Below are 25,633 nucleotides of genomic sequence, written 5' to 3' on the forward strand. Positions count from 1 at the left end.
GCATGGCGCGACGCTTCTCGGCGGTGGCGGGCGCGCGCGGGCGCATCCGAACGTCCCGCGTCAAAGCGTGCACGAGCGGGTGTGCTTCATATGCGCCAATTCGGTCGGAACGATCACGCAGTCGTGGTGCCCTCCCGAACTTGGAAGGATGCCGATCAGGCGGTCGGTTTCGGTCTCGATCACAGCGATCCCGCTCGACAGCCGCTGGAAGCCGCTGAACGGCACGATCACATATTTGCCGTCGTAGGTGATGGCCGGGGTCTGGAGATCAGGGCCGATGCCCTGAATCTCTTTCATGATCGTCCACGTATCGGTGTCGACCACCATGACGCCGCTGGACGCGGGCGAGGGATGCAGCACCGACAGATACAGTTTTTTGGAGTCGAGGGAAAACACCATGTGAAACGGATTTGGGTACTTGCCCCTCCACAGCGGATCTTCGACGTGAGCGATCTTCTTCCAGTTGCGCGGGTCGGGGTCGGCGCTGGAGAACACCGAACAGTTGTTTTCCCGCAGATTGTTCATCATGCACAGGAATCGGCCGTCCGGCGAGAAGCCGATCTCGTGGCCGGGCGAATGAATTTTGTCGAACGTCACCTCCCAGTGATCCTCGGCGACTTTCACGACTTCATACTGGTCCTGCGAATTGGCGTTGAACTGCAGGAAGGCGACGGGATCGAAATTGTTTTCGGCGTCGAGGATCGCTATGCCGCCGCAAAGGCGAACGACCGTCGCGGCCCACCGCCCGGTCGGGTGCCAGATCGTTCCGTCCGCGCCGGTGAGGCTCATGGGATCGTCGCCAGGCAAAGTGCCTTCCTCGACGAACAACTCGCCCATAGGCACCATTTCCCAGTCGATCTTCTGACCCTTCGTGCCGAGGTAGTCATATTGGCCGGTGGGGCCGTCAGGATGGATTTTCGAGATTTTCAGCACGCCGCCGTCCTGCCAGGCGCGCGCCAGCTGGCTTGAATTCGGCTTCCAGTCGAACTTCAGCGCCGCCTTGACCTGCGATGTGGTTCTATCAAAGCAGGCGGCGATGTCTTTTTGACCGTCGGTTACGAAATAAGACTGGGCATCTTTCGGATTGATCGTGACGTGCACGCCAAGACCGAGGCCGGTCGCCTCGGACACGTTCTCCATCAACTGCATCTGCGCGCCGTCATAACGGACACGGTAGATGTTGAAGCCGGGCGCGGGCTCGCTGATTCGGGTGGGAATGCCGTAGATCAGCGAATTCTTGCCGCCCTGCGTGCTGTTGATGAACTCAAAACTGCTGTAGGGGTCAGCGCTCGGAAAGGCGCACAGATGATGGGCGATCGGATTGAAGTCGCCATAGTTCCAATACCAGATCGAGGCCATCACCCTGTTGGTGTTGAGATCGAGCGCATAGGCGCCCCCGCCGAGCTTGGTCGGCAGCACCGCGACCCATTTGCCGAGGCTCCTGCCGCCGAAATCCGCTTTGGAGTCGATCAGTTCGCGGCTGATTGGCTGCTGCTGTGCTTGCGCGGCGACGGCGCCGGCTGTGGCCTGGCTTTGGCTGGCGCCGACAACGCCAAGCGCGCTCAGAGCGCCGCTTTGCACCGCATGATAGCCAAGCGCCGCGGTTTCCCCGACGAACGCGGTCGCAGCGCCCACCTTGAACACGCTGCGGCGTGTGATCCCTGGCTCCTTTTTCTCAGGGGCGGCCTCGACCCGCATGGCGAGCGCCCGCGCCTGCTTCTCGCGCAGATAGTCCTGGAATTCTTCATGGTCCGATTTCGCGACTTCGGAGCGTCGGGCGAGGAAGGTCTCGACCTCCGTTTTGCCGCCATTCGCCGGCGCGCCTTCGCTCTTTGGAGCCAGAGGAAGGTTGATGTCGATCTTTTCCGCGTCCTTGACCTTCGCGGACTTGTTGAATTCGCTCATGACCTCTCCCGCCCAACCGGCCGCCGGCAGAGCCGGGCAGCTATCCAAAACAGGCGCTCGCATCCCCGGCCCGACCGGCGGCGAGCGCCCTTGTTTTTGCCCCTCATGCGCACCCGCCCGCGTCCCCGCCGGTTGATCGCTTCGAAGGCTCCCGCATCCGGCGCGCCGCCACCCGCGGCTTCCGCGCGGCTTCGGTCAGCAGCGCATCCTTTGCCCGGTTGATCTTGGCCGCGAGATAATTCGAGCCGCCGCGATCGGGATGAACGACCTGCATCAGCCGCCGGTGAGCGGCGCGCACCGCCGCCGCCGTCGCTCCGGCTTCAAGTCCCAGCACATCCAGCGCCTCTTCGGGGCCCATCGGCCCGTCGCCGCGAGGCGATCCGCCCTCCGCCACGGCCGGCGGCCGCCGGCTGTCGATCCGCGCGCTGATTTCGGGATGTCCGGCGTGCTTCAGATAATCTTCGAGGATGATGGCGGCCCGGCGCGCCAGCTCCGGGTCCGGCGGCGGCTGACCAAAGTCGCCGCGCATTTCATCCTGCGGGCGGGTTTCGCTCCACATCGGCCGAAAAGGCCGGCGCGGGATGAAGGCGCGCCAGTTGATCGCGGCCGGCACGGCAAGCATGCCGGCGCCAAGCAGCATCGCCAGCGTCCACTGCCGGTACGCCAGCAGCGCGATGAGGCCCGGCACGGAAGCGGCGGTGGCGGCGAATAGCGACCAGCGGGCCGTGCGGACAAGGGTGCGGGCGTCAGAGTGAAGTAGCCAGTCGACGAACTTGAACGCCGAGACAACGACAGAGACGCCGAGCGCAGCGGAACTGAGGATCATCCCAAGATTCATTGGCGGATCTGCCTTTCCAACGCGAGACCTCGCGAACAGGGCTCGACCCGCCGCGGGAACCCGCCCAAGCCGCGCGCTCTACAACCATGACTCGTACGGAAAATGAATGTCTGCCGGCTAATGAGAACCATCAACCGGAAAGCCCCAGCTCAGTCAGCGTATCGGCACGCGTTGAAAAGTACAATGCTTTGCTGCATATGTAGTTGATAAATATGGCAATTGCTGGTTGGTAACCTGCCGTCATTGCAATCTTCGCGAGATTCAGCTCGGGCTTCACGATCATGCGGTCACGCGCGTTCAGCGCCTTCAGGGCGTCATGCTTCCCGGCGGCGCTCGCCATCGCAGCGGCGGGTCTCTTCGTGGGCCTTATGGGAGATCCTGGCGGCTCAAACGGTTTTGGCGTGGTGCGCGCCGGTTCTGATGCGCCGCCGCGCGTCGCGGAGCCAAAAGACCTTGCAGGACGGCTGGAAGGAATCCACCGCCTGGCGGGGATTCATCCGAGCCAGGACTCCGCGTGGCGGGATTTCGCGAGAACCATGTCTCAGCTCGAACAGCTGACCAGGGAATACGAACGGCGCCTGGCGTCGGGCGAACGCGTCGATGAAACAGCGGAGAGGGCGAGACATGCGCTGCTCTTCGGCTCGGCGATGAACCAAATGGACGAAACTCTCTCGCCGCAGCAGTCGGCCATCGTCCATCGTCTGACCGACGAGTTGGCGTCAAAGCTTATCTGCAAGGGTCTTTCCACGAGCTGAGAACGGCGGATGCGGCAAGCCGCGAGTCGGGCCGCTGCCGCGCAGAATTGTCCGAGGCGGCTCTGCGCCTGGGGAAGAGCGCAAACAGGCGGGGATGGTTCGGGCCGGATGGCTCCTCATCGAAAAATTGCCTCGTCGGCGCGTTCATGTGTTCTGGCCGGGCGCCGCGGCCATAGAGTCGCCCAAACAATGATCTCTTTGCGCCATTCGGTTGGCGGTCCATTACGGTCGGATGATGAGAGCTGATGCATAAGATCAAATATAGATTTCGTGACCCTGGGCTTCGGCCGCGCCGGACGAAGCTGGATGTCCCGGGATGGGGCGGAGAGCCGGAGCCTCGCAAGAGCGGTTCTCGCGAACAGCCGTGGCATTGCATTCCCTTCGCGGAAGGAGCGCAGTATGGAATCGAACTGTTTTATCCGTTCGAGCAAGAACTGCGCGTGAGCACACGGGAGGGCCGCCTCGTGATCGAAGGCCAGTCGGGCCCCGATCCTGAGACCGGAGCGTTCTCGCCGCCCTTCAGAAATTTCGGCGATCAGTTTTACACCTATCAGATTCTTCTCGATCTGAAGGTTGAGGACGGATTTGCGATCAGAACAGAGCCTCATCCCCGTTTTTATACCGACACGACCGATACCGTTCCGATCGCCGTGCCGGCGCTGCTAAGGGGGTGGTGGCCGATGATGTTTTTCATGGTTTTCAAGGCGCCCAGCGAAGGCCGGACCCATATTTTTAGATCGGGCGAACCGTTCGCGCAGATCATCGTCATCCCTGAGGAGCCGGACTTTCAACTGGTCGAGATGTCGGAGGAGGAGGCAGCCGAGCGCGAACTGCAAGCGCGGCGGATTTACAAGGCCCGTTCGACTTTATCGGCAGCCTCGCAATGGACCTCCGCCACAAATACGGTGTTTGACGGGACCTATCGCCAGATCCACCGGGCCGCCATCGCAAAAAATAGGCAAAAATAGCCCGGCCGCTTCGCCAACCGGCCGGTTCAAAGCCTTTTCTGCGCGGGCTGGTCCCCGACATTCGCGCTTCATCCCGTAACCCATAAAACCCGGCTGAGTTTGCGCTCAACCGGGTCCTGGGCGCTGCGTCTTTACGTCGATTGTAGGGTCAGCGACGTCAACTATTCAGGATATCCGTCATTATAGTAGTGATGATGGTGGTGATGATGATGGTGGTGGTAATTGTAGCGTCTATAGTAATGATGATGATGGTGGTGATGTTGATAATAGGGGTTATAATAGGGATTATAATAAGGATAGTTGTAATTATAATACTGGGCCACCGTCACATTTGCGTTTCCTGAGGCCTTCTGTGTGCTCCACGCCGCGTTGGCCGCCGCAGCCTCTGCTGCGTTTGCGGCGCGTAGAAGAGCCGCCGCATTTGGTATGGGCTCAAGCAGCTCGGCGAAAGACCCCGCATTCATCAGCTGGGCGACGTTCGCAACAGAAGCTTGCGCCGCATTCACTGACGCCACGGCAGACACGGCCCCAATTACTCCAACGATCTTTTTATCCATAGTCTTCCTCATCACAAGATTCCGGTTACCCGGAATCTTAGGACCTGACAGGCCTCATAGCGCCAATCGTGAAACGATTGGCGAGGGCATGGATGTCCGGAGTTTGAGGCTCTTTTGCGAGTGATTTCCGGCTCCCTGAAAAATTCCCAGCTGCTCACAAATTATAGTTTGTTTATAGTGTTGAAGGATTGAGGCGATCCTGCCTCCGATCATGCAGGCCGCCAATGCAAGGGCGGCGCTGTCTTTGGCGCGACTGATCGGGTCGCTGGAACCGCGCGTGGCCGCTGCATCGGAGTCGGAATCACGGCTGAGGCAGGCTGTCGATGATTTTGCGCGGCAAGGCTATGGCGATCCATGCCCGCCGATGCTCAAAGCCCAAACGGATAAGTGTCCGGCGCGCCGTGTGGCTTTGCACCGCTGAGCGGCGTCACCGGCGTCGTCTCCTCAAACCAGACATAGGCGTCAAACTGGTCGGGCAGGATCGCCTCGAAATAATGACTGTAAAGCTCCGTATCTGGCCGGTAGACGACGCCAATCGCGCGCTCAAGCCGTGGTTTGCTCAGCACGTCCCGCAGTTCCTTCTTGTCGCCTGTTCGCCAGTCGGTGAGCGATTTTTCGACGAAAGCCTGGCGGAAGACGCGCTCATAGCTGTCCGGGCGGCACGGAAGGATGGTCTTCAATCTCATCGGGCCGCCCCAATCATCCGCGGCGGCCACCGTGCCGCGATCGGTTCCAAATCCGATCAGCGCTGCTGCTTCGCCAAACGCGGCGCGGCACGATTCACCGATGTTGAATTCTCCTTGCCAGCCCATCGCGGTCGCCGCCGCATTGCCGACATGCGAATTATGCGCCCACACCACGGCTTTCGCCTCATTGCCGCGGGCGGTCAAAAGGCGCGCAAGCGTGTCGAACATGTGGCGGTCGCGCAAATTCCAGGAGTCTGTCGCGCTGCGATACATCAGCCGATAATAATGCTCGGCGGTGTGGACGATGCGGGCATTCTGCTCGGCGTCAAAAAAATCTCCCTCGCGGCGCAGATAGATGAGCCGGTTGTCGAGAAGCTCGCGCAATTGCGCAACGACGGCGTCCTCGCAGGGCGACTTGTCAAGGAAGCGCGTCGCGCTGCCGTAGCGGGAAGGATCATTCTGCCAGGGGGTAAGACAACCGTAACGCTGGCGCGCCTTCATCGCCTCCTGAGGATCGACCCTGCCAAGGTAGGCGAGAACGGCGGCGATCGAGGCGCCAAGACTGTAGATGTCGAGGCCACTGAACTGAACGCGCTGCCGCGACGGCAGCTTTGCATTATGCGTTCGCAGCCATTCGACGAAATCATGCATCTCGACATTGCGCCACATCCATGTCGGGAAGCGCGCAAAAGCTTCTTCGGCCGAAGCCTCATGCGGGTGATGACGCACATGGCGGTCAATACGCGCTGCATCGGGCCAATCCGCCTCGACCGCGACGATATTGAAGCCATGTCGTTCGATCAGGCGGCGCGTGATGGCCGCGCGGGCGCGGTAGAACTGAGACGTGCCATGCGTCGCCTCCCCGAGCAGGACGACCTTGGCGTCTCCGAAACGGTCGAAGCACTCGCCGAAATCATCGACCTCGTCGAGGGAGGGCAGGGGCTCGCAGAAATCGCGCACCACAGCCGCCGCCTCGTCGGCGCCAACCGCGCGAAGCGCCCCAGCAACATCGATATCAGCCATCGCAGCCTCCGCTAGACAGGATGATGCTTGCCAACCAGACGCACCGTGCTCGCCTGCGCGCCTTTGTCGCCTTCTTCCTCTACGAAGCGGATTTCCGAGCCCACCCTCAGCTGGTCGAAAGCGTCATCGAGAACGGCGTTGCGATGAAAGTAGATCTCGCGCCCATCGGGAGTTTCGATGAATCCGGCGTCTTCGCCGGCGAGGAACTTCGCCACACGGCCGTGATCTTCCACCGCATGGAGTTTCACCTCGCCGCGCAGATCGCGCTGGGCGTCCTCGACCTGCCGCTGCGCCGCGCCAAAGGCCTCTCTCACCGCGACCATGACATGCTCACGTTCAGGCTTGTCATCATGCGTCCTGTTGACGATGACGTCCTTGTGCCCGGGCATCGCAATTCGGATGTCGACCTTGAACGGTCCGCCGTGACGGCTCCGCTTTTCTTCACGGATGATTGCGACATGACAGCTCGTAATTCGGGAGCTGAATTTTTCGAGGCGCTGAGCCAGCCTGAGAATCTCGGATCGAACAGCTTCCGAAGGGTCGCAGTTTTGAAAGGCGATCTCGATTGGCGCTTGCATGAGGCCCTCCTCAGTCTGAAATGGCTTCCATGCGCCGCCGGCCCGGAACGGGGCCCGCGACGCAACGCTCAAGGTGCAGGACGGTCGCAGACGCCGGCGATCCATCATGCGCGCTGGCTGTAGATGTGGGTAGAGTGAAATCGGGTTGTGTACGTTGAGCCAGATCAATTTCTGCAAGATCAACCGATGAGACGTTGCAGCGCGGGCGTCGCCATCATTGATGGCGAAGCTGATGCCGGGTTGGAGCGCGCGAGCGCACGCGGCGGCCAGTGATCGCCTGCAACGTCAACGCTTCTGTTGTGATGACGCTGATCTGTCATCCATAGGCCGATGGGATCGACAGCGCCGCGGCCAGTAAACGCCGCCTATGGCCTCGGCACAGCAGCCACGGGCCGTGCCGGGCTGTTTCGCAAATAGCTGACGACGCCAATGATTTATCGATTTGTCCGCCGCCGAAAGAAATCTTTAAGCCGGCGGCCCAGCTTCGTCAGCCTATCCAAAAGGCGGCCAGCAAGTGGAATGTCGATTGCGAGAATCATCAAGCCGAGAGGGAGCATCCAGAAGCCCACCAGCGGAAGAAAGCCGATCACGCCCCCGAGGACAAGCACCGTGCCGAGAGGGATTCTCGCAAAGCGCCATTGCGGCTCCCTCAGGCGCTCAAGCATTGGCTTGCCTCGACTTTTAATCGGTTTGTCAGCGGGGTCGTCCATGTCGACAGGTCTCGCGATCCGCGGTGGATTGGTTTAAATATGTGCTGTTGTCACGTCGCGTCCGGCGGCTTTCGGGTAAGGATCTTGCGGCCAGTGAACATCGCGGACGTGATGGCGCCGCCCTCGTGAAGTTCTGTCGAAACCACTGCAATAATGTGGAGCGTGATAACGACCGCCAAAGCGTAGAATGCAAGCTCGTGGATCTCGACGAACGGTCCACGAAAAGCGCGCATGGCTTGATAGGACGCCTCGTTGATCACGGCCGACGCCCCCGGTTGAACGGCCGCTGGGTCGACGCCCGGCGCGGCCACCCGCTGCGCAAACCAGTGACCGAACGGCGGCCAGAATAGATCGGTTCCCACAATGACGAGGCCTGTAGCTAACTGCACGAGGAGCAGCAGGAAGATCAGGGAGACTCCTATGCGCGCCAGCGGGTTATGCCCGACGTACTGTTGCGGCTGCCCGGACAGGAAAGACATGACGTAGCCTCGCAGCGCGGCGGGATAACCGGGTCCGCCCGGCGCTATCGCCCGCCACCTCGCGTAACGATTGCCAAAGAATGCCCAGACGAACCGCCAGAGCAGATTGATCGCCATCACATAGCCGAATGACGCGTGTATGCTTTTCAGCACGATCTTGCCGCTGGCCGAAAGGCCGAGGGCGTTATCATTGAGGATCACGACCCCTGTCCCGATGAGTCCGAGCACGGAAAGCGCGTTGATCCAGTGAAACCATCGAGTGGGCGCATCCCACGCAAAATATTCTGTGTACTGGATCGGGCCGTCAGACCTTTGTTGCATCATTTGCGTGCCTCCTTCGAGTGTCCGGGCGCCTGCATCGTGCGCCACGGTCAAATCCTCCCGTCCAACGAGACCATACAGTTTTTGCAGCTCGGAACTCACCGCGGCCGGAAGCGGATCGCGTGCGCAAATCCACCAACGCCTTTTCCTTCCAACGTCTTTCGAGGTTATATAGTGACGAGGTCGGCAAGATGCATCGGGTCGCTCGGCCACAGAGCGTTTCCGCGTGGGGTTGGTATCGGGATGAAATCGTCCAGATGACGCCGCGGAGCCAGAGCCTCAAAGCTTTCGTTCAGGTTATATCAGTATGTCATAATATCATTCAGGGAAGCATTCATGATTTACTTTTGGCGGGGGTCCATTTAGAAATTACGGCGCGAATACGCTAGTCGCGTGCGCGCTGCGTCAAATGTACTGCCGCGACAGTCGCTATGGATCGACGCAATGATCCGCCGCCATAAAGGCGCAGGGCGAACTATGAGTAAGGAAACTCATCATGGCAAAAAGCATTTCTGCCGCCTTCCTTTCCGTCGCTTATCTCATCGCCTCTCCCGCCATGGCCGCTGAGGATCTGCTGACGAAGGCGAAGCAGCTGTTCGAGCCGATTCCGACAACCGCGCCGAATTTGCCCGGCAACCCGGCGACCCCCGCCAAGGTTGAACTTGGCAAAATGCTCTTCTTCGACCCGCGATTGTCCGCGAGCCATGCCATCAGCTGCAACTCCTGTCATAATCTGGGACTTGGCGGAGCTGATGCGGAATCGAAATCTATCGGCCATCACTGGCAGTTGGGCGGCCGGAACGCGCCGACGGTTTTTAATGCGGTCTTCAACAAGGCCCAGTTCTGGGACGGGCGGGCCAAGGATCTCGAGGAGCAGGCTGGCGGGCCGATGATGAATCCGGTCGAGATGGCGTCGCCGAAAGCGCATGTGGCCGAACAGCTCAAGGGCGTCCCCGGTTATGGCGAGGTCTTCGCCAAGGCGTTCCCGGGTGAGGCGGACCCGACCACGCTCGCCAATGTGCAGAAGGCTATCGCCGTTTTTGAAGCCACGCTGATCACGCCAAATGCGCCGTTCGATCGTTTTCTCAAAGGTGAGGCCGACGCGCTTTCGGCGCCGCAAAAGGAGGGCCTGGCGCTGTTCATGGATAAGGGATGCTCGAATTGCCACAATGGCGTCAACGTGGGAGGCGGCATGTACGCTCCGTTCGGAGTGGTTGAGAAGCCGGGCGCGGAACTGCTGCCGCCCGCCGACAAGGGCCGCTTCATGGTCAGCAAGACGCCGAGCGACGAATATGTTTTCAAGGTGCCGACGCTGCGCAACATTGCCTTGACGGCGCCCTATTTTCACACCGGCAAAGCCTGGGATTTGCGTCAGGCGGTGGCGGTCATGGGCACAAGCCAGCTCGGCGTCTCGCTCAGCGACGATGAGGTGGACAAGATCACAGCCTTCCTCGCCAGCCTGACGGGAGACCAGCCGACTGTGACCTACCCGATCTTACCGCCCAGCGGCGCAGCCACGCCGCAACCGGAGCCGTGAGAGACAACAGGTTGCCCACGGGGCGCTTCGAGCTTTGAGAACATCATGTCGATCGGGAACATTGCCCGCGACGATCGCCAGCGCCATCAGGGCTGCTGGACGTAGGAGCCAGGAGCCGCGCATAGCGGAGTGTAGCCGGATTGAGGCGCCCCCAGTCGCGGCGGCGTTACAGGTTTGCCGGAGTGGCCGGCAAGCCAAGCGGTCCATTCGGGCCACCATGAGCCTTCCTTGCGAGGCGCCAGCGCCTGCCAGGCGTCAGGATCGATATGACGGTCCTGCGCCGCCTTCGTAAGAATCTGGTAGCTGCGGCCCCGGTGTCCGGGTTCCGAGACGATGCCGGCGTTGTGTCCGCCCGTGGTGAGCAGAAACGTCACATCTGTATCGGTCAGCAGATGCACTTTGAAAGCCGATCGCCAGGGCGCAACGTGGTCGCGCTCGGTTCCGACGGAGAAGATCGGCGCGCGGATGTCAGTCAGCGCGATCGGCCGCCCCGCGACCTTGAATCTGCCTTCCGCGAGATCATTGTCGAGAAAGAGCTTGCGTAAATACTCGGAGTGCATCCGGTATGGCATCCGCGTTGCGTCGGCGTTCCAGGCCATAAGGTCGTTCATGGGCGCGCGCTCGCCCATGAGATATTCGCGCATGATCCTCGACCAGATCAAATCATTCGATCGCAGGATCTGAAAGGCGCCCGCCATCTGCTTTCCGTCGAGATAGCCCTGTTCCCACATCAGATCCTCGATGAAATGGACTTCGCTCTCATTGATGAAGAGAGAGAGTTCGCCCGATTCCGTGAAGTCCTGCTGCGCAGCGAAGAACGAGACAGACTTTAGCCGGTTATCCCCATCCCGCGCCATCGCGGCGGCGGCGGCGGAAAGGAGCGTGCCGCCGAGGCAATAGCCCACCGCGTGTGTTTTCGCATCAGGCGCGATCGCGTTAACGGCGTCGAGCGCCGCCAGGAAGCCGAGCCGGAGGTAATCTTCCATGCCGAGATCCCGATCCTCCTCGGTTGGATTCTTCCAGGAGATCATAAAAACCGTGAAGCCCTGTTTTGTCAGAAAATTCACAAGCGAGTTCTGCGGCGAAAGGTCGAGGATGTAATATTTCATGATCCACGCTGGAACGATCAGGATCGGCTCCGGCCTCACCGTCTCAGTCGCGGGCGCATATTGGATCAGCTCGATCAGACGATTGCGGAAGATGACCTCGCCGGGCGTGACCGCCACGTCGAGCCCGACCTTGAAATTCTCTGTTCCAACCGGCGGTTCGCCGCGGCTGACGCGTCCCCAGTCCTCCCAAAAATTTCGTAAGCCATCAAAGAGGTTGATCCCTCCCGTCTCAAGCGTCCGGCGCAGCGCCACCGGGTTGGTCGCGAGAAAATTCGCTGGCGACGCCACGTCCAGAAGCTGACGGGATGTGAACTCGACCACTCTCTCGTGCTGCTTCGAGACGCCATCGATGCCAGTCGTAGCGTTGTGCCACCATTGCTGTTGCAGCAGAAAATTTTGATAGATCGCATTGTACGGGTAGTCTTGCCACTCCTTCGCCGCGAAACGCCGATCCTGCGGGAGCGGCTCGATGCAGGCCTCGCAGCGGCCGCCCGACAAAATGGACTGCTGGATGTTTGTCGCGAGCCGCGCCCATTTACGCGCAGCCTTCCCGGCCAGCGCGGCCTGCTTGCCCGGGGAGAAGGCGAGGTGGATGGCCCAGTCCGAATACGCCTCCGCCATGGCGGCGGGCGACAGGCCGGCGGTCAGACGCGCCAGGGAGGAGTGGACGATCTTGTCCAATGTCTCGGAAAGACGCTCGAGCGGGTCCGGCGGACAGACCGTCGCGGACGGTGTCACTGGCGCGCCGTCAGGCCCCGTCTTTGTCAAGGGCGAGGCCAAAGGGGCATTTTCTGCTTTGGGCGCGATGGAGGTGGCGGAGGCGCCGCTGGCTATCGTGTTTTCCATTGCTCAAGAATGCCTGCGATTTCGGGGCGTTGGAATGACCTGAGTCAATTCCGTCGGGACACGCGGATCCTCCCCTACGGAGGCGCATCCGCGTGGGTCGCCGGGAGGTTCGTCAGCCCGTCTCAGGCCAGCATTTCGAGCGCCAGGGCGATGCCCTGGCCGCCGCCGATGCAAAGCGTGACGACGCCGCGCCGGAGCCCGTCGCGTTTCATGGAATGCAGGAGCCGGGTGGTCAGGATAGCGCCGCTGGCGCCGATCGGATGGCCGTGGGCGATGGCGCCGCCCTCGACGTTGACGATGTCTTCGGCGAGGCCGAGTTCGCGGGTGACCGCGAGCGCAATGGCCGCGAAGGCCTCGTTGATCTCAACGCGTTCGACGTCGCCAAGCGTCCATCCAGCCCGCTCCAGCGCTTGCCGGACGGCCGGAACGGGGCCGATGCCGAACATGCCGGGCTCCACCGCGCCAAGGCCGTAGGCGACGAGACGCGCGACCGGCTCGAGACCGTTCGCATCGGCAAAACCACGCTCCGCGACGATCATTGCCGCCGCGGCGGTGTTGAGCCCCGGCGCGTTCCCCGCCGTGATGGTTCCATCCTTGCGGAAGGCTGGTTTCAGCTTGGCCAGCGACTCGATCGTCGTGCCGGGCCGATTGTGCTCGTCCCTCGCGAAAAGCTCCGGCCCCTTGCGGCCCTTGATTTCCACGGCGACGATCTCGGCGTCGAACTTGCCGGCCGCCTGCGCGGCCGAGAAGCGCTCCTGCGAGCGCGCCGCCCAGCGGTCCTGATCCTCGCGGCTGATCTGGCATTTCGTGACGAGATCCTCTGTGTGCCAACCGGAATGCTCGTTGGAGAAGGCGTCATTCAGTCCGTCGCGCAGCATCGAATCGTAGATCTCGGCATCGCCCATCCGGTAACCCCAGCGGCCGCCCGGCATCAGGTAGGGGGCGGCGTCCATGTTCTCCATGCCGCCAGCGATGGCGGCGTCGCCGAAGCCTAGCCAGATGTCCTGAGCCGCGGTGGCGATCGCCTGCGCGCCCGAACCACAAACGCGGTTGACGGTCATGGCCGGCACGTCGACCGGCACGCCGCCATGGATGGCGGACTGGCGCGCCGGATTCATCTTGTTTCCCGCCTGCACCACATTGCCCATGACGACTGCGCGCAGCTTGGCCGGATCGAGACTGGCGCGGCGGACAGTCTCGCGGACGACCGTCGCCCCAAGTGCGGTCGCGGGCGTCGCTTTCAGCGAACCATTATAGGTTCCAATCGCGGTGCGGACCGGCGCGCATAGCACGGCTTCTCTTTTGGTCATGCGAATTTCCTCCCTGAAAGAGCGTTGACTATAAAACATCTCCTGCCGGAGCGGGGCGGCATAAGCCGGCGCCTTTCAGCCGGCCGATATAAGCGGCGCGATGACTTGTCCGGGGCAGGCGCGCCGGATCACACTTTTCTCCTGATGACGCCCTCAAGCCTAACCGCCTCAGCTATGGTGTTCGAGATCGTGCCGTATTTGCGGACGTTGCCGTGCAGCAATTCAAGCCGGTGGTCGGTTTCATCGGTATCGACAATCAGTTCGTAATCGATCGAATTCATCTTTGGCGGGCTGTCCTGCCGCACGCCATGGAGCTTGACCTCGACGCCGCGCAAATCAAACTTCAGCATCGGCATCGCCCGTTCGATGCCCTTGATCATGCAGGCAGCGAGAGCCGCCAGAAACAATTCAGCCGGGTTGAACGCATCCAGCCCTCCGTCATGTTCGCGCTTCCGCGTCAGGCGCCAGGAAGACGGGCGCTTCGTCCGCCGGTTTCATCAACAATTCGGCATCGGTCAAACGCGCATAGATCTCGACCAGATTGCCATCTGGATCCGTGAGCCATAGCTCGTGCAGCGGCGTGCCCTTCCAGGTTGTGCGCGGCGGCTTCTCGACATGGGCGCCGAAGGCGCCCGCTCGCTGATACGCATCAACGACGGCGGCCTTGTCCGCGACCCCAATTCCGAGATGGTAGAGCGTGTCGTGATGCAGCTCCTTGCCGTCGGAGACAAGGAGCACGAAATTCAAACTGAGATCCGGCCGGATGAAGGTCGCGTAACGATGGGTCCATTCCTTGGGCCAGGCGTCGAGCAGCCAGGCATAGAAGCGGACGCTGTCGGGCAGGCTTTTTACCCGGATGCTGCTGTGGAACTCCCTTGCCGCCAGGCCTTCAGGAAGATGGAGGAGGCCTCCCAGGATCTCGATCCGGGCTTTGATCTGATCGCGCGCTGTCCGGAATCGGGCGCGCATATCTTCAGGCGCCAATGATGGGTCGGTAGACACGGGGTCGGGGATTGGCCAGTGCAGGCGGCGCACGGCCCCGGGGAAGACGGGACAGACCTCTTCGGCGCTGAGCGTGACCACGAGATCGATCCCGGCTGGATTGATCTCGCTGGTCGACTTCGACCGATGCCGGGAGATGTCGACGCCGATCTCAGCCATGGCGTCGATGGCATGGGGATTGACTTTCGATGGTTGCGCGCCCGCGCTCATGACCTCGACAGCAGGGCCAAGGATTTGCCGGGCAAGGCCTTCCGCCATCTGGCTACGCGCCGAGTTTGCGACGCAAAGAAAAAGGATCTTCGGCATGCTCATCGTTTTATTCTAACCCTAGCGGGGTTATTCTGGATTGTTCTGGGTCAAACCAGCGCCGCTTCAGCCAGAAGGCGACAGAGCCATCTCTTTGCCTCCTCATCGCGAGCTTCAACTTGCCTCCTGAAAATGACAACGTGACGGCCCCAGCTATCGGCGCGTCCGTATGGGTCGATGTTGAGGTTCAGCTACGGGGGCGCGCCTCGTGCAGAGCCGCCGAGTTGCCGAGCCGCGCCCATGTTGGCGCTTGATTTGTAAATAGATGAGTAAACGCCGGACTTGGGCGCGTCCGTTCACCTCGGCAGTGTTACGGTCAGGCCTGAGGCTGGCCGGTCGCGCGCCGCCTGCGTCGGCAGTCTCGGCACGAACCCCGAACACAAACACGAGATGACGCCGGTTTGGAGGGCGCTCGATCGTATTTGATTTGCGTCAATGCGAAATATGCGGCTAGTGTAAAAATAATAACAATGATAAACAATCATTCAAATTTCACGTAATATACAAACTTTATCGAGAGTAAATATTTTTACAATAATTGCTCGCCAAAAGAACAGGCATCGAGCAGTTGCAACTTGATTTGCGTCAGGTTCTCATACCCAGCGATGTGATATGATGGTTCAGCGCGCCACGGTCCTGCTGATTGACGATGATCGGGATATGCGATGGGCGATGCGCAATATCCTCGCGGATGCGGGATTTGACGTCGCCGAAGCCGAAGGGGGCCGGTCCGGCCTCGATAGGGTCGTCCGCGCGGCGCCAGATGCTGTGGTGCTGGATATGCGGATGCCCGACCTCGGCGGCGATGAAGTGCTGCGCCGCCTCCACCGGCATGACCAGGGCCTCCCGGTCATCATCGTCACCGCCCATGGCAGCATTTCAGGGGCGGTGGGGGCCATTCGGGAGGGCGCCTTCGAGTATCTCACCAAGCCATTTCGCAACGACCATTTTGTGAATGCTGTGCAGCGAGCCATCGCGCGGCGCGGCGAGGCCCCCGCTTCGTCAGCAGTCGGCATCCGCGCCACGATCAAGGAAGCCATGGGCCAGGGCCCTGCGGTGGAGAGCCTGATCGATCAGATCGAAGCTGTCGCGGAGACTGACTATTCCGTCGTTATCCAGGGGGAGACCGGCGCCGGCAAAGAAGTCGTCGCGCGTAATCTCCATCGCTATAGCCGCCGGGCCGGCCGGCCGCTCGTCGTCGTCGATTGCGGCGCAATCGCCGAGACTCTCACCGACACCGAATTCTTCGGTCACGAAAAGGGGGCCTATACGGGCGCCGTCGCGCGCCATCGCGGCTGGTTCGAGGTCGCAGCCAATGGCGGGACGATCTTTCTGGACGAGATCGGAAATCTCTCCATGACCGGGCAGAAGGCGCTTTTGCGAACACTCGAAGAGCGCACCATCCACAGGGTTGGCGGCACCGAATTGATCGATCTCGACGTGCGCATTATTGCAGCCACGAACGATGATTTGAAGCACCGCGCCAAAGCTGGCGGCTTTCGCGAGGATCTCTACTTTCGCCTCGCCGAATATGTCATCGCGGTTCCGCCGCTCCGCGCGCGGCCGGAGGATGTTGCATTCCTCGCGACGCGCTTTCTGACGCAGGCGCGGGCATCCCTCGGGCGGCCGCCGGCCGAAATAGCGCCGGCGGCGCTGGATCTGATGCGCGCTTATCGCTGGCCCGGAAATGTCCGTGAGTTGCGCAATGTCATGCGTCGGGCGGCGCTGAGCGCGTTGGAGGTGATAAAGCCTGAACATCTGACCGACAGCCTCGGCCTCTGCGCCGTGGCGCCTGTCCTGCCTCCCCCAATATCAACCAGCGTGATCACCCTCCGGCATAAGGTCCAGGACCATATCCGCGCGCTCGAGGGCGATGCGGTGGTGAAGGCGCTCGAGCAGGCCAGAGGCAATAAGGCCGAGGCGGCGCGGCTCCTTGGCATCGACTACAAGACCTACCGCACCAAGTTGAAGACGCTGCGAGAGCGCGTTGAGACGACGGTCGATGAATAAAATCGATCTTGAGCGCAACAGCGCCGCCGCGCCGCCGCCCATTGCGGGCGAGGAGGTCATCTGCCTTTTCGCCTTCGCCCAATATGATGGCGCGCTCGAGCGGCGCCCGCCCGAAGCGGTTTTGGAGCGACGGCTCATTCTGCATCGCGTAGGATCGGTAGCGGCGCTGATTGGCGTCGTTCCCGTCGCGGATTATTGCGGCGCCGATGCGGAGCGCCGTTTAGCCGATGTCGCTTGGCTGGCGCCGCGCGTGCGCCGTCATGCCGCCCTCGTCGATTGGGCGGCCCAATGGTCATCGGTGTTCCCGGCGCCTTTTGGCACGCTCTACGAGAGCCTCGACAGCCTGACGGCGTTCACTCATGCCCATGTGGCGACGATCGCCGAATTCCTGCAGGCCGTCGCCGGCAAGGAAGAATGGGAGCTACGCGGTTCCGCCCGCCTCGATGAGGCCGAAAGCCTCGACCGGCTGGCGCGCGCGGCATGGCCGGACTGGTGCGAACTGACGCCCGGCAAGCGGTATATGCGGCTTTGCCGTGACAGAAATGCGCTTATCGAGCAGGGCCGCGCCGAGGCCGGCGCGTTTATTTGCGCCTTTGTGATGGACCTCAAACCCCTGACGGCCACCGTTCGCCTTCATGAAGCGAACCGCCGGCCAAACGGGGCGGACGAGCCGGAACTCATTGCACGCTACTCTTTGCTGGTGGCGAAACCAGACGTCGCCGCGTTGCAGGAGCGCGTGAGGGACGCGTCGGCCCGCGCCTCGCATGGACATGTCACGATTGCATTATCAGGCCCGTGGCCGCCGTTCAGTTTCCGGCCGGATCTCAAAGCGCCACATTAGTGGCGGCAGGACAGGCGACGCAGATGCCATTCGCCACGCTGGATCATCAGAGTTTCTTTCACGCGGTGATGGCGACGATTCCTTCGTCCATCTTGATATTGGACGAGCGGGCGTCGGTGTTGGCGGCCAATCACAATTTTCTGGAAAAATCCCGCAGCAGCCTGACCTTGATCATGGGGCGGCGATTGCATGAGATTTTTCCCCCCGCCTTCCAGGACACGGCGCTCGACCAGCAAATCCGGGAGGTTATCGTCACGGGAAAAACGCTGCATCGCCAGCGGATGACCTACCGCGCGCCGGGTGTTCCCCTGCGGATCTATTCCTATAGCATCTGTCCGCTTCAGCTCCAGGGCGGCTCGGGCGGCGCTATTCTGGTCATGGACGATGTGACCGACCTGTTGCGGCTGGGGGAGGAGGTGCGGCGGATGCAGTTGCATCTCGCCAGCATCGTCGAGAGCGCCGGCGATCTCATCATCTCCACCGATCCAGACGGGGCCATCATGACCTGGAATACGGCGGCGGAGAAGGCCACCGGCTACACTCAGGCTGAAGTGCGCGGCACCCTGCTGACCAACCAGATTGATCCCGAGGTGAAGCCCGATGTCGAAGCCTGTTTCCGAAGGATCGACCAGATCGAAGACCGACGCTCGTTCGAATGGCCGATGCGGTGCCGGGATGGCGATAGCATACCGGTTTCCTGGCATTTGTCGCATATGATTGCCCACAACAGCGAGGTTACGGGCGTCGTGGTCGTCGGGCGCAATCTCGTCGAGCAGCGGGCCATTGAGGCGCAGATGCACCAGGGCGAAAAGCTCGCCGCGCTTGGCATGGTGATTGGAGGCATCGCGCACGAAATTCGCAACCCGTTGGGCGTCAGCTCAGCGGCCGCGCAACTCATGAAGTACAGAATGACGTCGCCGGCTTTGCTCGAAGAATGCGTCACGAAAGTCATCGGCGGCATCGACCGCGCCTCGCTCATCGTCGAGAGCCTGCTGCGGTTTGCGCGGCCCGGCCCTATCACCGAGACGACGCGGGTCGATGTGCATGACGTGTTGAAGAATGCTCTGATGTTCGCCTCCGGCGAGGCTGCGACCGGGACGACTGTTGATTGGCGACTGCCAGACACAACCCAGTCCTTATGGGCGGAAGGCGTGCAGAATCTTCTTGAGCTCGTCCTCATCAATCTCATGCTGAACGCCTTCCAGGCAATGCCGAACGGCGGCCGCCTGACGATCGGCTTCCGGCTCGACGCCGCCGAAGTCGTCATCGAGATCGGCGACACAGGCGTCGGTATTCCGGAGGCCCATGTCTCCAAAATCTTTGACCCCTTCTTCACGACGCGCAACGACAGTCGTCGGTCGGGGCTTGGCCTGTCCGTGTGTCATTCCATCGTGCGCCAGCACGGAGGCGGACTGACTGTGCGCACCTCGCCCGTCAATGGAACCACTTTCGTCGTGCGTCTTCCATCCGCTGCGCCTTCCAGGGAGAGTTCCTGACATGGGCCGCGCTGCGATCGAGCGCGCCCCCGAAACTGTCCTTATCGTGGACGATGATCAGGATATGTGTTGGGTGCTCGAGATCGCTCTGGCGGGCGTTGGCTATACGGCGACCACGGTCGGTTCGGCGCAAAGCGCCATTTCATCGCTGGCTGAACAGTCCTTTCCGATCGCCTTCGTCGATGCGCGGCTGCCTGATATGGACGGTCTGCGGCTGGTTGAGAAATTGCGCAACATGCAACCGGGGATGAGGATCATCATGATCTCCGGTTATTTCCTGGAAGACGACCTTCGCATCATCGAGGCGGTGCGGGCGTCCGAAATCGACGGTTTTCTGGCGAAGCCGTTTCGGATTGACGCGATCGTCGACGCGGTGAAGGGCAGTCGAGAGGGGAATCGGCGCCCGTGAATCTGGGCGCATTCGCCCGCATGCTGTGTAGAAGGCCGCGGGTTTTGTCGTGTTGGTAATGGCGAAGCTGTTGATTCTCTGGCTCTATTTAAATTCCTGAAAAATTGCGCTCGCGTGGCTCCGTTCTTGCAATTTCTACAAGTGCCGGAGGGTTCTCGGCCTGTTCCGGTCAATGCACGAAGCGCTCACAGCGTTCACAAGGAGAAGCTTCATGGCACGCGTACAGAAGTCCACCGATTCGTCGAGCCTCGCCGAAGTTGTCGATCGGATCCTCGACAAAGGCATCGTGATCGATGCTTGGGTCAAGATCTCGCTGGTTGGTATTGAGCTGATCACGATCGAAGCTCGGGTCGTCGTGGCCTCGGTTGAAACCTACCTCAAATATGCAGAAGCGGTCGGCCTTACGGCTTCCGCCGCAGCGCCCGCGTAGCGTCTGCAAGCAGCCCGGGAGCGCGGTCGCGACCACGATCGCGCTCCCGGCGGCAATTTGACCCGGATGGAGGATGAGACATGGCGAAAATGGCGGAAAGCGCAACTCATATGATGGACGGAATCATGATGGCGCGCCGGCAGCGAAGCGAACTGGCGACGGAGATCAAGAATGCGACGACACGTCGCCATCGCGAAGTTCGCTCAATGCTGGAGAGCCTGAGGGCGTCGCGCGGCAGGGCAACCCGCGAGCAGGCGGCCGGCCTCATGGCGGCGACCCGAACGCGCCACGCCGACGTTCACTCATTTATGCAGGGTTTGAAGACGTCGCGGATGCAGGAATCGAAGTCATCACGCGATAAGGCGCGCGATGAGAGGAACGGGCGTCGGCGGGAGGTCAAAGGGCTTCTCGGTAAGTTCGGCCGCGAACAGCTTGCTCGCCAGAAGCATCGCCAAAACGCCGCGGCGGCCTTCATGCGCGATCTGACGAGCGGCGTTGCTTCGCTCCTCGACAAATTCGACAAGAGCGGTCGCGATCGGGCCGTCGCCCTGCGCGCGCGTTTTGCCGGCTATGCACAGGATCGCCGCGAGGCGGTCGCGATATGGCGCGGAATGCCCCGTACGAGCAAGCCGGCGGCCGAAGCGAGCCATCGGCAGCCGGCTGAGTCTGTCGTTGTCCACGCCGCAGCGCCTCGGCCTGCCGAAGTCCCCTTGCCCGCCGCGACGCATGGAGCTTCCAGCGCCGCAGCGCAACCGAGTGATGCGATGAACCGTTCGGGCCGTCATCGTGGCTCGGGCGAACGTCACGGAGGCGATTCAAAATGAGCGTCGTCCCATTCGCAAGTCACGATGCGGTCGATCCAGACGCTGGCGACCAAAGCGACTCCATCGCATTGGCTCCGAGCGAAGCATTCGTAAGCTCCGCCGCTGTCCAGGATATCACCGAGCGAGCCATGGCTTACCTCGAGGCAGGCTATGCCTTGCATTTATCAGGCCCTCCCGGCACCGGGAAGACGACGCTCGCCTTCCACGTCGCGGCTCAGCTCGGCCGTCCCGCGATCCTCATCCATGGCGATCATGAGTTCGGCAGTTCCGACCTCATCGGTCGTGAGAGCGGGTATCGCAAGTCGCGCCTCGTCGACAACTACATCCCCTCGGTCTTCAAGCTTGAAGAGGAAGGGCGCGCGCTTTGGATCGACAACCGCATTACAACAGCTTGCCGGCTTGGACATTCGATCATTTACGATGAATTCAATCGGAGCAAGCCGGAAGCCAACAACCCGTTCCTCAGCATCTTATCGGAGGGAGTTCTCAACATTCCGGGATTGCACGGCCGAGGCGAGGGCTACGTCAAAGTGCACCCATGCTTTCGCGCGATCTTCACTTCAAACCCGGCGGAATACGCGGGCGTCTACCGCGCCCAGGACGCTTTGCTGGATCGGATGATCACCCTGGAGCTCGGTCACTACGATCGGGAGACGGAGATCGCCATCACGGCCAGCAAATCCGGCGTCGATCCGCAACGCGCGGCGCGGGTCGTCGATGTCGTGAGGGCGTGCCGCGTCGAGGGAAAGGATCCACATTTTCCCACTCTGCGCGCCACGATCGCCATCGCCCGCGTGCTCGCTACGCGCGGCGGCGAAGCAAGCTATCGCAATCCCGTCTTCCTTTGGGCCTGCCGCGACATCCTCAGCCACACGACGCCGAACGGAAAGAGCGACCAGGCGGTTTCGCCTGATTTCATCGACCTTATCCTGCGCCGCTCCGAAGGCGCGGAGGAGGGCGGTAAGGCGACGATGCGGTCAGGCGGCCGCGCGGCCGCGCGAGCCAAAGGAGGAAAATGACCATGCCGGCGCAAGGACGACCTTTAAGGGGAACCGCTGATTTACGAACGTTGACGAACCGCTCGGACATACAGATTCCAGCTCACAAGGCTTATCTGCGCATCAGCTTTCTCGAATTGGAGAAAGCTCGCCGAACGCTGGAAGTGCGCGCGGCGAGCGACCGCTTCGAGAAAATTCAAACCCGCTTTCGTGAGATCGACGCTGAAATCGCCAATATACTGGCCAACCTGAATGGCGCTGCGCCGCGTGCGCATGCGGTTGCTGCGCCGCATCGATCGCCTGTAGGGCGCAAGCCCATGAAGCGAAACTTCCAACTTTCGTATTGAACGGCTGTTCGCCCCGAAGCGACTGCCTTGCCTCAGTTATTTACACTTCGAGAGCTGCCGACCGACGAATTCCTTCCGATCGCGCGGCAAAATTGCGTGGAGATGAAGCAGATGCTGCCCAAGAACCAAAGAGCAGGACACGAAGACGATCAAAAGTCGAAGGTCACGGCGCCACCGCCCCCGCCCCCGCCCCCGCCTGTCGGCAAGGTGTCGGCGGCCCGGGCCGCGGTCAAGCAATTCCTCGAGTCAGAGTTGGGCGCGCGGGAGACCCGGATCACCAAGATCGCGCCTGTTGAACATGGCGCGCTGGGATGGTCCGCGGAGGCCGAAATTCTCGTCCCGAACCTTGAAATCAAGACGCTCGGCCTGCCGCTAACGCAGGAAATTCTCGAACAGGAATACTACCTGGTCGAACTCGATATAGATCTGATCGTCCGGTCTTACGAATATCTCAGCCCGAGCAGCCACTGAGCGCGACAGCGGGCGGACTTGTTGTGGGAGAGCATGCGATGGGTCTCTATGTCTATGCCGTGGGTCGAGCGGGGGACGACGAACTGCCGGCGCTGGAGGGCATCCTCGATCAGCCGGTCAATCGCCTTGAGCAGGGATCGCTCTGCGCCATCGTCAGCGAGTGTTCTCTTGCGCTGGTGCGCGCCGAGCGCCGCAACATCGCGGCCAATCAACGCGTGCTCAGCGCCCTCAACACGCAGTTCGACATATTGCCGATGGCGTTCGGCGCCGTGACCAAATCGGAAGCTGAGCTGCGGCTTTTCCTCGACGAGCACCAAGACACGCTGACGGCGCAGCTGTTGCGGATCGCCGGCGCGATCGAAATGAGTCTGCGCGTGCGCCTTGAGGTTCCTGATCCTATCGCCTACCTTGTGGAACGGACGCCGGCGTTGCGCGCTGCGCGCGAACGCACTTTCCGCAGCCGCCGGCCTCCGTCTTACGATGATAGAATCCGGCTCGGTCAGCTGTGCGAGGACGCCTTGCGTCAATACCGCGACGGCCGCACGGCGCAGGTCGTCGCCGTTGTCGGCGCCTCCTGCGCTGAAGTCATGAAATTGCCTGTTCGCGAGGAAAAAGAGATCGCAAATTTGGCGGCGCTGGTGCCTCGCGCGGGTCTCGATCAATTCGAGGTTGCCGTGAATGAGTCGGCGGCGCAGCTCGACGAAGACATCGCTTTCGACATCAGCGGCCCCTGGCCGCCGCATAATTTCGTGCAGTTCAATCCGGTCGGCCAATAGAACGCGCAACGCCGTTCACCCTTGGAGGACGCGACCATGTTTGTCATCGACGATCTGCTTTCGGCGCCCGGGCACGTTGTCGCCTTCGTTCTGAGGAATATTCTGACCGTCAAAAAGTTCAGCTCGGTAAGATCCGCGAGGCTGACGGAGGCGCCGGCGTCGCCCACTGTCGGAGACGAACGAGATCATGTTTCACTGCGCCAGTCTGCCGACGGCGCCGCCGGACGATCCGACCCTCCTCGTCAACAGAATGCCGAGCAACATCGGGCAGACCACGCGCGGTTCGGCCCGCGCGACGGATAGTACGCTCATCACCGCCATTCAGCTTCAAAGGACGCCGCCATGTTTCTTATCGACGATCTGCTATCGGCGCCGTTGCGGGGGCTCGTCTTTGTTCTGAAGAAGATTGATCAAGCGGTCCAGGAAGAGGCCGCTCTCGACGAGCGGGCCATCATGGCTGATCTGTCAGCGCTCCACCGCGCGCTCGACAATGGGGCGATCACCGAAGCGGAATTCGATGCGCGCGAACAGGCGTTGCTGTATCGCCTCGATCGCCTGCATGGGGAGGACGGGTCCGATGCCAGCGGCGATGCTCGTTCCTGATTCGGATCCCCTATCCACGGCGCGGCCGGAGCGCGGCGACCAGCTATCGCTGGCTGATGCGCTCGATCGAATCCTCCAGCGCGGAGTGGCGGCGCAAGGCAATGTGACGATCGGGCTGGCGGAGGTCGATCTGCTGTTTCTCGATCTGAGATTGCTCCTCGGCTCGGTGGACGCGATCTGGCCGGAAGGGCGCCCGCCCGTGCAGCCTGTGCATCCACGAACGCCGCCGCAAGCGCCGCCGCAAGCGCCTTCGACGCCAATGCCGGCCGCCGCCGCGCCGCGGCCCGAAATCGCCGCTGTCAGCATGGGCCCCACAAGGATTCATCCGCAACCGCCGATCGCCCCCACCGGCGCCCCGGGCCCCTCCGGGTCATCGACGGCCCAAGGCCTCGTTCGTCTCGTGCTCACCCTTGTCAAATTGCTTCATGACGTGCTCGAACGGCAGGCCGTGCGGCGTATGGAGGCGGGGCGCCTGACCGACATGCAGGTCGAGAACGTCGGCGCGGCGCTTTTCGCTCAAGCCGAAGAGATCGAACGCTTGAAGCGGCAGTTCGGATTTTCCGACAAAGATCTTTCCCTCGACCTTAGCGTTCCCGATGGGGCGCTTTGAAAGGTATCGTCATGCCATCCGCCAATTCCCTGACCCATTCCGTCGACAGCACGAATCTCGCTGATCTGCTCGAGCGTATTCTCGACAAGGGCGTCGTGATCGCCGGCGACATTTCGATCAAGCTGGTCGAAGTCGAGCTTCTGACAATTCAATTGCGCCTGGTGATCTGCTCCGTCGACAAGGCGCAAGAACTCGGCCTCGATTGGTGGAACTACAGTGGACGTCCCGACCGCCTGGCATTGGAGCGCACCGCCGCGCTCGAAGCGATGGACGCGCGATTGGGCCGGATCGAGCAGGCGCTAGGCGCCGTCGTCGCGGCGCCATTTGAGCAAGGGAGCACGACTCATGGGTAGGGACAATGAAAACAACAAAGATGACGACACCGGCGCGGCCGGGTTCACCAAGATCGCACGCGGGCTTTCCGATCTCTTCACCGTGCTCGCCGATTTCGATCAGCTGCCGCGCCGCGGGCGGCACGAGAAGGATGGGAGGGTAATGGAATATTCCTTTGGCAAGCGCACGCTCGTCGACGAAGGGGAAGAAAGCGGTAGCCACGAGGAGACTGCTCCGGCGCGCCCTGAGACGCCGCGCCGCCGTGCTGCGAAGCCAAGCTCTCTCGAAGTCCTCGAGCCCGTCACGGACATGTTCGACGAGCCGGGCGAGATCATATTGCTCTTCGAGCTGCCCGGCGTCGAACGCAAGGCGATACGCTGCATCCTTGACGGCGATATACTCCTCCTTGAGGCGAAGACAGGCGAACGGCTTTATCGCAAAGAGACGCTCATCGAAGAGAAGCTCGCCCCCGGGGCGCCGCACCTCACTCTGCGCAACGGAGTTCTTGAAGTCCGACTGAGCAAGCAGACAACCTAGCGCTCCGCCTTTACGCGT

At 61.6% G+C, this 25,633-nt stretch carries 28 protein-coding genes and 1 pseudogene; 16 read left to right on the plus strand and 13 right to left on the minus strand.

Annotated elements, in window-relative coordinates; genetic code table 11:
• Positions 1-60: 60 nt before the first annotated feature.
• From SIN04_RS01490 to SIN04_RS01500, 3 genes are all read right to left on the minus strand, one after another.
• Positions 61-1,905: a hypothetical protein gene (locus SIN04_RS01490; protein WP_134492792.1), complete on the minus strand. Its 1,845-nt coding sequence runs from the start codon at positions 1,903-1,905 to the stop codon at positions 61-63.
• Between the two features lie 103 nt (positions 1,906-2,008).
• Positions 2,009-2,731, minus strand: a complete 723-nt coding sequence (locus tag SIN04_RS01495; RefSeq protein WP_134492794.1) for a hypothetical protein — start codon at positions 2,729-2,731, stop codon at positions 2,009-2,011.
• Positions 2,732-2,873: 142 nt separating this feature from the next.
• Positions 2,874-3,026, minus strand: coding sequence for a hypothetical protein (locus SIN04_RS01500; RefSeq protein ID WP_166796051.1), 153 nt, complete (start codon positions 3,024-3,026; stop codon positions 2,874-2,876).
• Here SIN04_RS01500 and SIN04_RS01505 point away from each other — a divergent pair.
• The gene (locus SIN04_RS01505) at positions 3,025-3,498 is read left to right on the plus strand and encodes a hypothetical protein (protein ID WP_134492796.1); all 474 of its coding nucleotides are present in this window, start codon (positions 3,025-3,027) and stop codon (positions 3,496-3,498) included. The two genes, SIN04_RS01500 and SIN04_RS01505, sit on opposite strands and share 2 nt — an antisense overlap.
• A gap of 245 nt (positions 3,499-3,743) precedes the next feature.
• Entirely contained in the window at positions 3,744-4,466 is a 723-nt protein-coding gene (locus tag SIN04_RS01510; protein ID WP_134492798.1) for a hypothetical protein, read from the plus strand.
• A gap of 161 nt (positions 4,467-4,627) precedes the next feature.
• Here SIN04_RS01510 and SIN04_RS01515 read toward each other — a convergent pair whose 3' ends face one another.
• The 5 genes from SIN04_RS01515 to SIN04_RS01535 form a co-directional block, all read right to left on the minus strand.
• The gene (locus SIN04_RS01515; protein ID WP_134492800.1) at positions 4,628-5,023 is read right to left on the minus strand and encodes a hypothetical protein; all 396 of its coding nucleotides are present in this window, start codon (positions 5,021-5,023) and stop codon (positions 4,628-4,630) included.
• A 368-nt stretch (positions 5,024-5,391) separates the two neighbouring features.
• Entirely contained in the window at positions 5,392-6,732 is a 1,341-nt protein-coding gene (locus tag SIN04_RS01520; RefSeq protein WP_134492803.1) for an erythromycin esterase family protein, read from the minus strand.
• A gap of 11 nt (positions 6,733-6,743) precedes the next feature.
• Positions 6,744-7,310 (minus strand): HPF/RaiA family ribosome-associated protein, encoded by a 567-nt coding sequence (locus tag SIN04_RS01525; RefSeq protein WP_166796052.1) that lies wholly within the window; start codon positions 7,308-7,310, stop codon positions 6,744-6,746.
• Positions 7,311-7,744: 434 nt separating this feature from the next.
• Complete coding sequence (locus SIN04_RS01530; RefSeq protein ID WP_134492807.1) at positions 7,745-8,020, minus strand: hypothetical protein; 276 nt, start codon at positions 8,018-8,020, stop codon at positions 7,745-7,747.
• Positions 8,021-8,070: 50 nt separating this feature from the next.
• Complete coding sequence (locus tag SIN04_RS01535; protein ID WP_341263913.1) at positions 8,071-8,823, minus strand: cytochrome b/b6 domain-containing protein; 753 nt, start codon at positions 8,821-8,823, stop codon at positions 8,071-8,073.
• Positions 8,824-9,316: 493 nt separating this feature from the next.
• Between SIN04_RS01535 and SIN04_RS01540 the strand changes: the two genes are divergently transcribed.
• Positions 9,317-10,357 carry a cytochrome-c peroxidase gene (locus SIN04_RS01540; protein ID WP_134492809.1) on the plus strand — a complete coding sequence of 347 codons (1,041 nt, stop codon included), beginning with the start codon at positions 9,317-9,319 and terminating at the stop codon, positions 10,355-10,357.
• A gap of 86 nt (positions 10,358-10,443) precedes the next feature.
• Here SIN04_RS01540 and SIN04_RS01545 read toward each other — a convergent pair whose 3' ends face one another.
• From SIN04_RS01545 to SIN04_RS01560, 4 genes and pseudogenes are all read right to left on the minus strand, one after another.
• The gene (locus SIN04_RS01545; protein ID WP_322847440.1) at positions 10,444-12,312 is read right to left on the minus strand and encodes an alpha/beta fold hydrolase; all 1,869 of its coding nucleotides are present in this window, start codon (positions 12,310-12,312) and stop codon (positions 10,444-10,446) included.
• A 122-nt stretch (positions 12,313-12,434) separates the two neighbouring features.
• Entirely contained in the window at positions 12,435-13,622 is a 1,188-nt protein-coding gene (locus tag SIN04_RS01550; RefSeq protein ID WP_322847441.1) for an acetyl-CoA C-acetyltransferase, read from the minus strand.
• Between the two features lie 128 nt (positions 13,623-13,750).
• Positions 13,751-14,059 (minus strand): annotated as a pseudogene (locus SIN04_RS01555) (OsmC family protein); the annotation flags it as partial.
• 1 nt (position 14,060) lies between these two features.
• The gene (locus SIN04_RS01560) at positions 14,061-14,936 is read right to left on the minus strand and encodes a VOC family protein (protein ID WP_322847442.1); all 876 of its coding nucleotides are present in this window, start codon (positions 14,934-14,936) and stop codon (positions 14,061-14,063) included.
• Between the two features lie 606 nt (positions 14,937-15,542).
• On the opposite strand from SIN04_RS01560, the gene SIN04_RS01565 reads away from it, so the two are divergent.
• The 5 genes from SIN04_RS01565 (at position 15,543) to gvpA (ending at position 20,116) form a co-directional block, all read left to right on the plus strand.
• On the plus strand, positions 15,543-16,940 hold the full coding sequence (locus SIN04_RS01565; protein WP_322847443.1) for a sigma-54 dependent transcriptional regulator: 1,398 nt from the start codon (positions 15,543-15,545) through the stop codon (positions 16,938-16,940).
• Complete coding sequence (locus tag SIN04_RS01570) at positions 16,933-17,781, plus strand: GvpL/GvpF family gas vesicle protein (RefSeq protein ID WP_322847444.1); 849 nt, start codon at positions 16,933-16,935, stop codon at positions 17,779-17,781. Before SIN04_RS01565 ends, SIN04_RS01570 begins: the two co-directional genes overlap by 8 nt.
• 23 nt (positions 17,782-17,804) lie before the next feature.
• Positions 17,805-19,277 carry an ATP-binding protein gene (locus SIN04_RS01575; protein ID WP_134492825.1) on the plus strand — a complete coding sequence of 491 codons (1,473 nt, stop codon included), beginning with the start codon at positions 17,805-17,807 and terminating at the stop codon, positions 19,275-19,277.
• Position 19,278: 1 nt separating this feature from the next.
• Positions 19,279-19,686 carry a response regulator gene (locus SIN04_RS01580; RefSeq protein ID WP_166796056.1) on the plus strand — a complete coding sequence of 136 codons (408 nt, stop codon included), beginning with the start codon at positions 19,279-19,281 and terminating at the stop codon, positions 19,684-19,686.
• A gap of 211 nt (positions 19,687-19,897) precedes the next feature.
• Positions 19,898-20,116, plus strand: coding sequence for a gas vesicle structural protein GvpA (gene gvpA, locus SIN04_RS01585; protein ID WP_134492829.1), 219 nt, complete (start codon positions 19,898-19,900; stop codon positions 20,114-20,116).
• A gap of 350 nt (positions 20,117-20,466) precedes the next feature.
• Here gvpA and SIN04_RS01590 read toward each other — a convergent pair whose 3' ends face one another.
• Positions 20,467-20,796, minus strand: coding sequence for a hypothetical protein (locus SIN04_RS01590; RefSeq protein WP_341263914.1), 330 nt, complete (start codon positions 20,794-20,796; stop codon positions 20,467-20,469).
• 140 nt (positions 20,797-20,936) lie between these two features.
• Between SIN04_RS01590 and gvpN the strand changes: the two genes are divergently transcribed.
• The 8 genes from gvpN (at position 20,937) to SIN04_RS01630 (ending at position 25,615) form a co-directional block, all read left to right on the plus strand.
• Positions 20,937-21,959 (plus strand): gas vesicle protein GvpN, encoded by a 1,023-nt coding sequence (gene gvpN, locus SIN04_RS01595; RefSeq protein WP_134492833.1) that lies wholly within the window; start codon positions 20,937-20,939, stop codon positions 21,957-21,959.
• Positions 21,956-22,285 carry a hypothetical protein gene (locus tag SIN04_RS01600; protein WP_134492835.1) on the plus strand — a complete coding sequence of 110 codons (330 nt, stop codon included), beginning with the start codon at positions 21,956-21,958 and terminating at the stop codon, positions 22,283-22,285. Before gvpN ends, SIN04_RS01600 begins: the two co-directional genes overlap by 4 nt.
• Before the next feature lie 111 nt (positions 22,286-22,396).
• Positions 22,397-22,756: a hypothetical protein gene (locus SIN04_RS01605; RefSeq protein WP_341263915.1), complete on the plus strand. Its 360-nt coding sequence runs from the start codon at positions 22,397-22,399 to the stop codon at positions 22,754-22,756.
• A gap of 38 nt (positions 22,757-22,794) precedes the next feature.
• A complete protein-coding gene (locus SIN04_RS01610) occupies positions 22,795-23,532 on the plus strand; it encodes a GvpL/GvpF family gas vesicle protein (protein ID WP_134492839.1) in 738 nt (245 codons plus the stop codon).
• A 342-nt stretch (positions 23,533-23,874) separates the two neighbouring features.
• The gene (locus tag SIN04_RS01615; protein WP_134492841.1) at positions 23,875-24,135 is read left to right on the plus strand and encodes a gas vesicle protein GvpG; all 261 of its coding nucleotides are present in this window, start codon (positions 23,875-23,877) and stop codon (positions 24,133-24,135) included.
• Positions 24,110-24,745: a gas vesicle protein GvpJ gene (gene gvpJ / locus SIN04_RS01620; protein ID WP_197732044.1), complete on the plus strand. Its 636-nt coding sequence runs from the start codon at positions 24,110-24,112 to the stop codon at positions 24,743-24,745. Before SIN04_RS01615 ends, gvpJ begins: the two co-directional genes overlap by 26 nt.
• An 11-nt stretch (positions 24,746-24,756) precedes the next feature.
• On the plus strand, positions 24,757-25,098 hold the full coding sequence (locus SIN04_RS01625; RefSeq protein ID WP_134492845.1) for a gas vesicle protein: 342 nt from the start codon (positions 24,757-24,759) through the stop codon (positions 25,096-25,098).
• Positions 25,091-25,615 carry an Hsp20/alpha crystallin family protein gene (locus SIN04_RS01630; RefSeq protein WP_134492847.1) on the plus strand — a complete coding sequence of 175 codons (525 nt, stop codon included), beginning with the start codon at positions 25,091-25,093 and terminating at the stop codon, positions 25,613-25,615. The genes SIN04_RS01625 and SIN04_RS01630 overlap by 8 nt, the downstream gene beginning before the upstream one ends.
• Positions 25,616-25,633 lie beyond the last annotated feature (18 nt).

The organism is Methylocella tundrae (assembly GCF_038024855.1).
Lineage (GTDB): Bacteria > Pseudomonadota > Alphaproteobacteria > Rhizobiales > Beijerinckiaceae > Methylocapsa > Methylocapsa tundrae.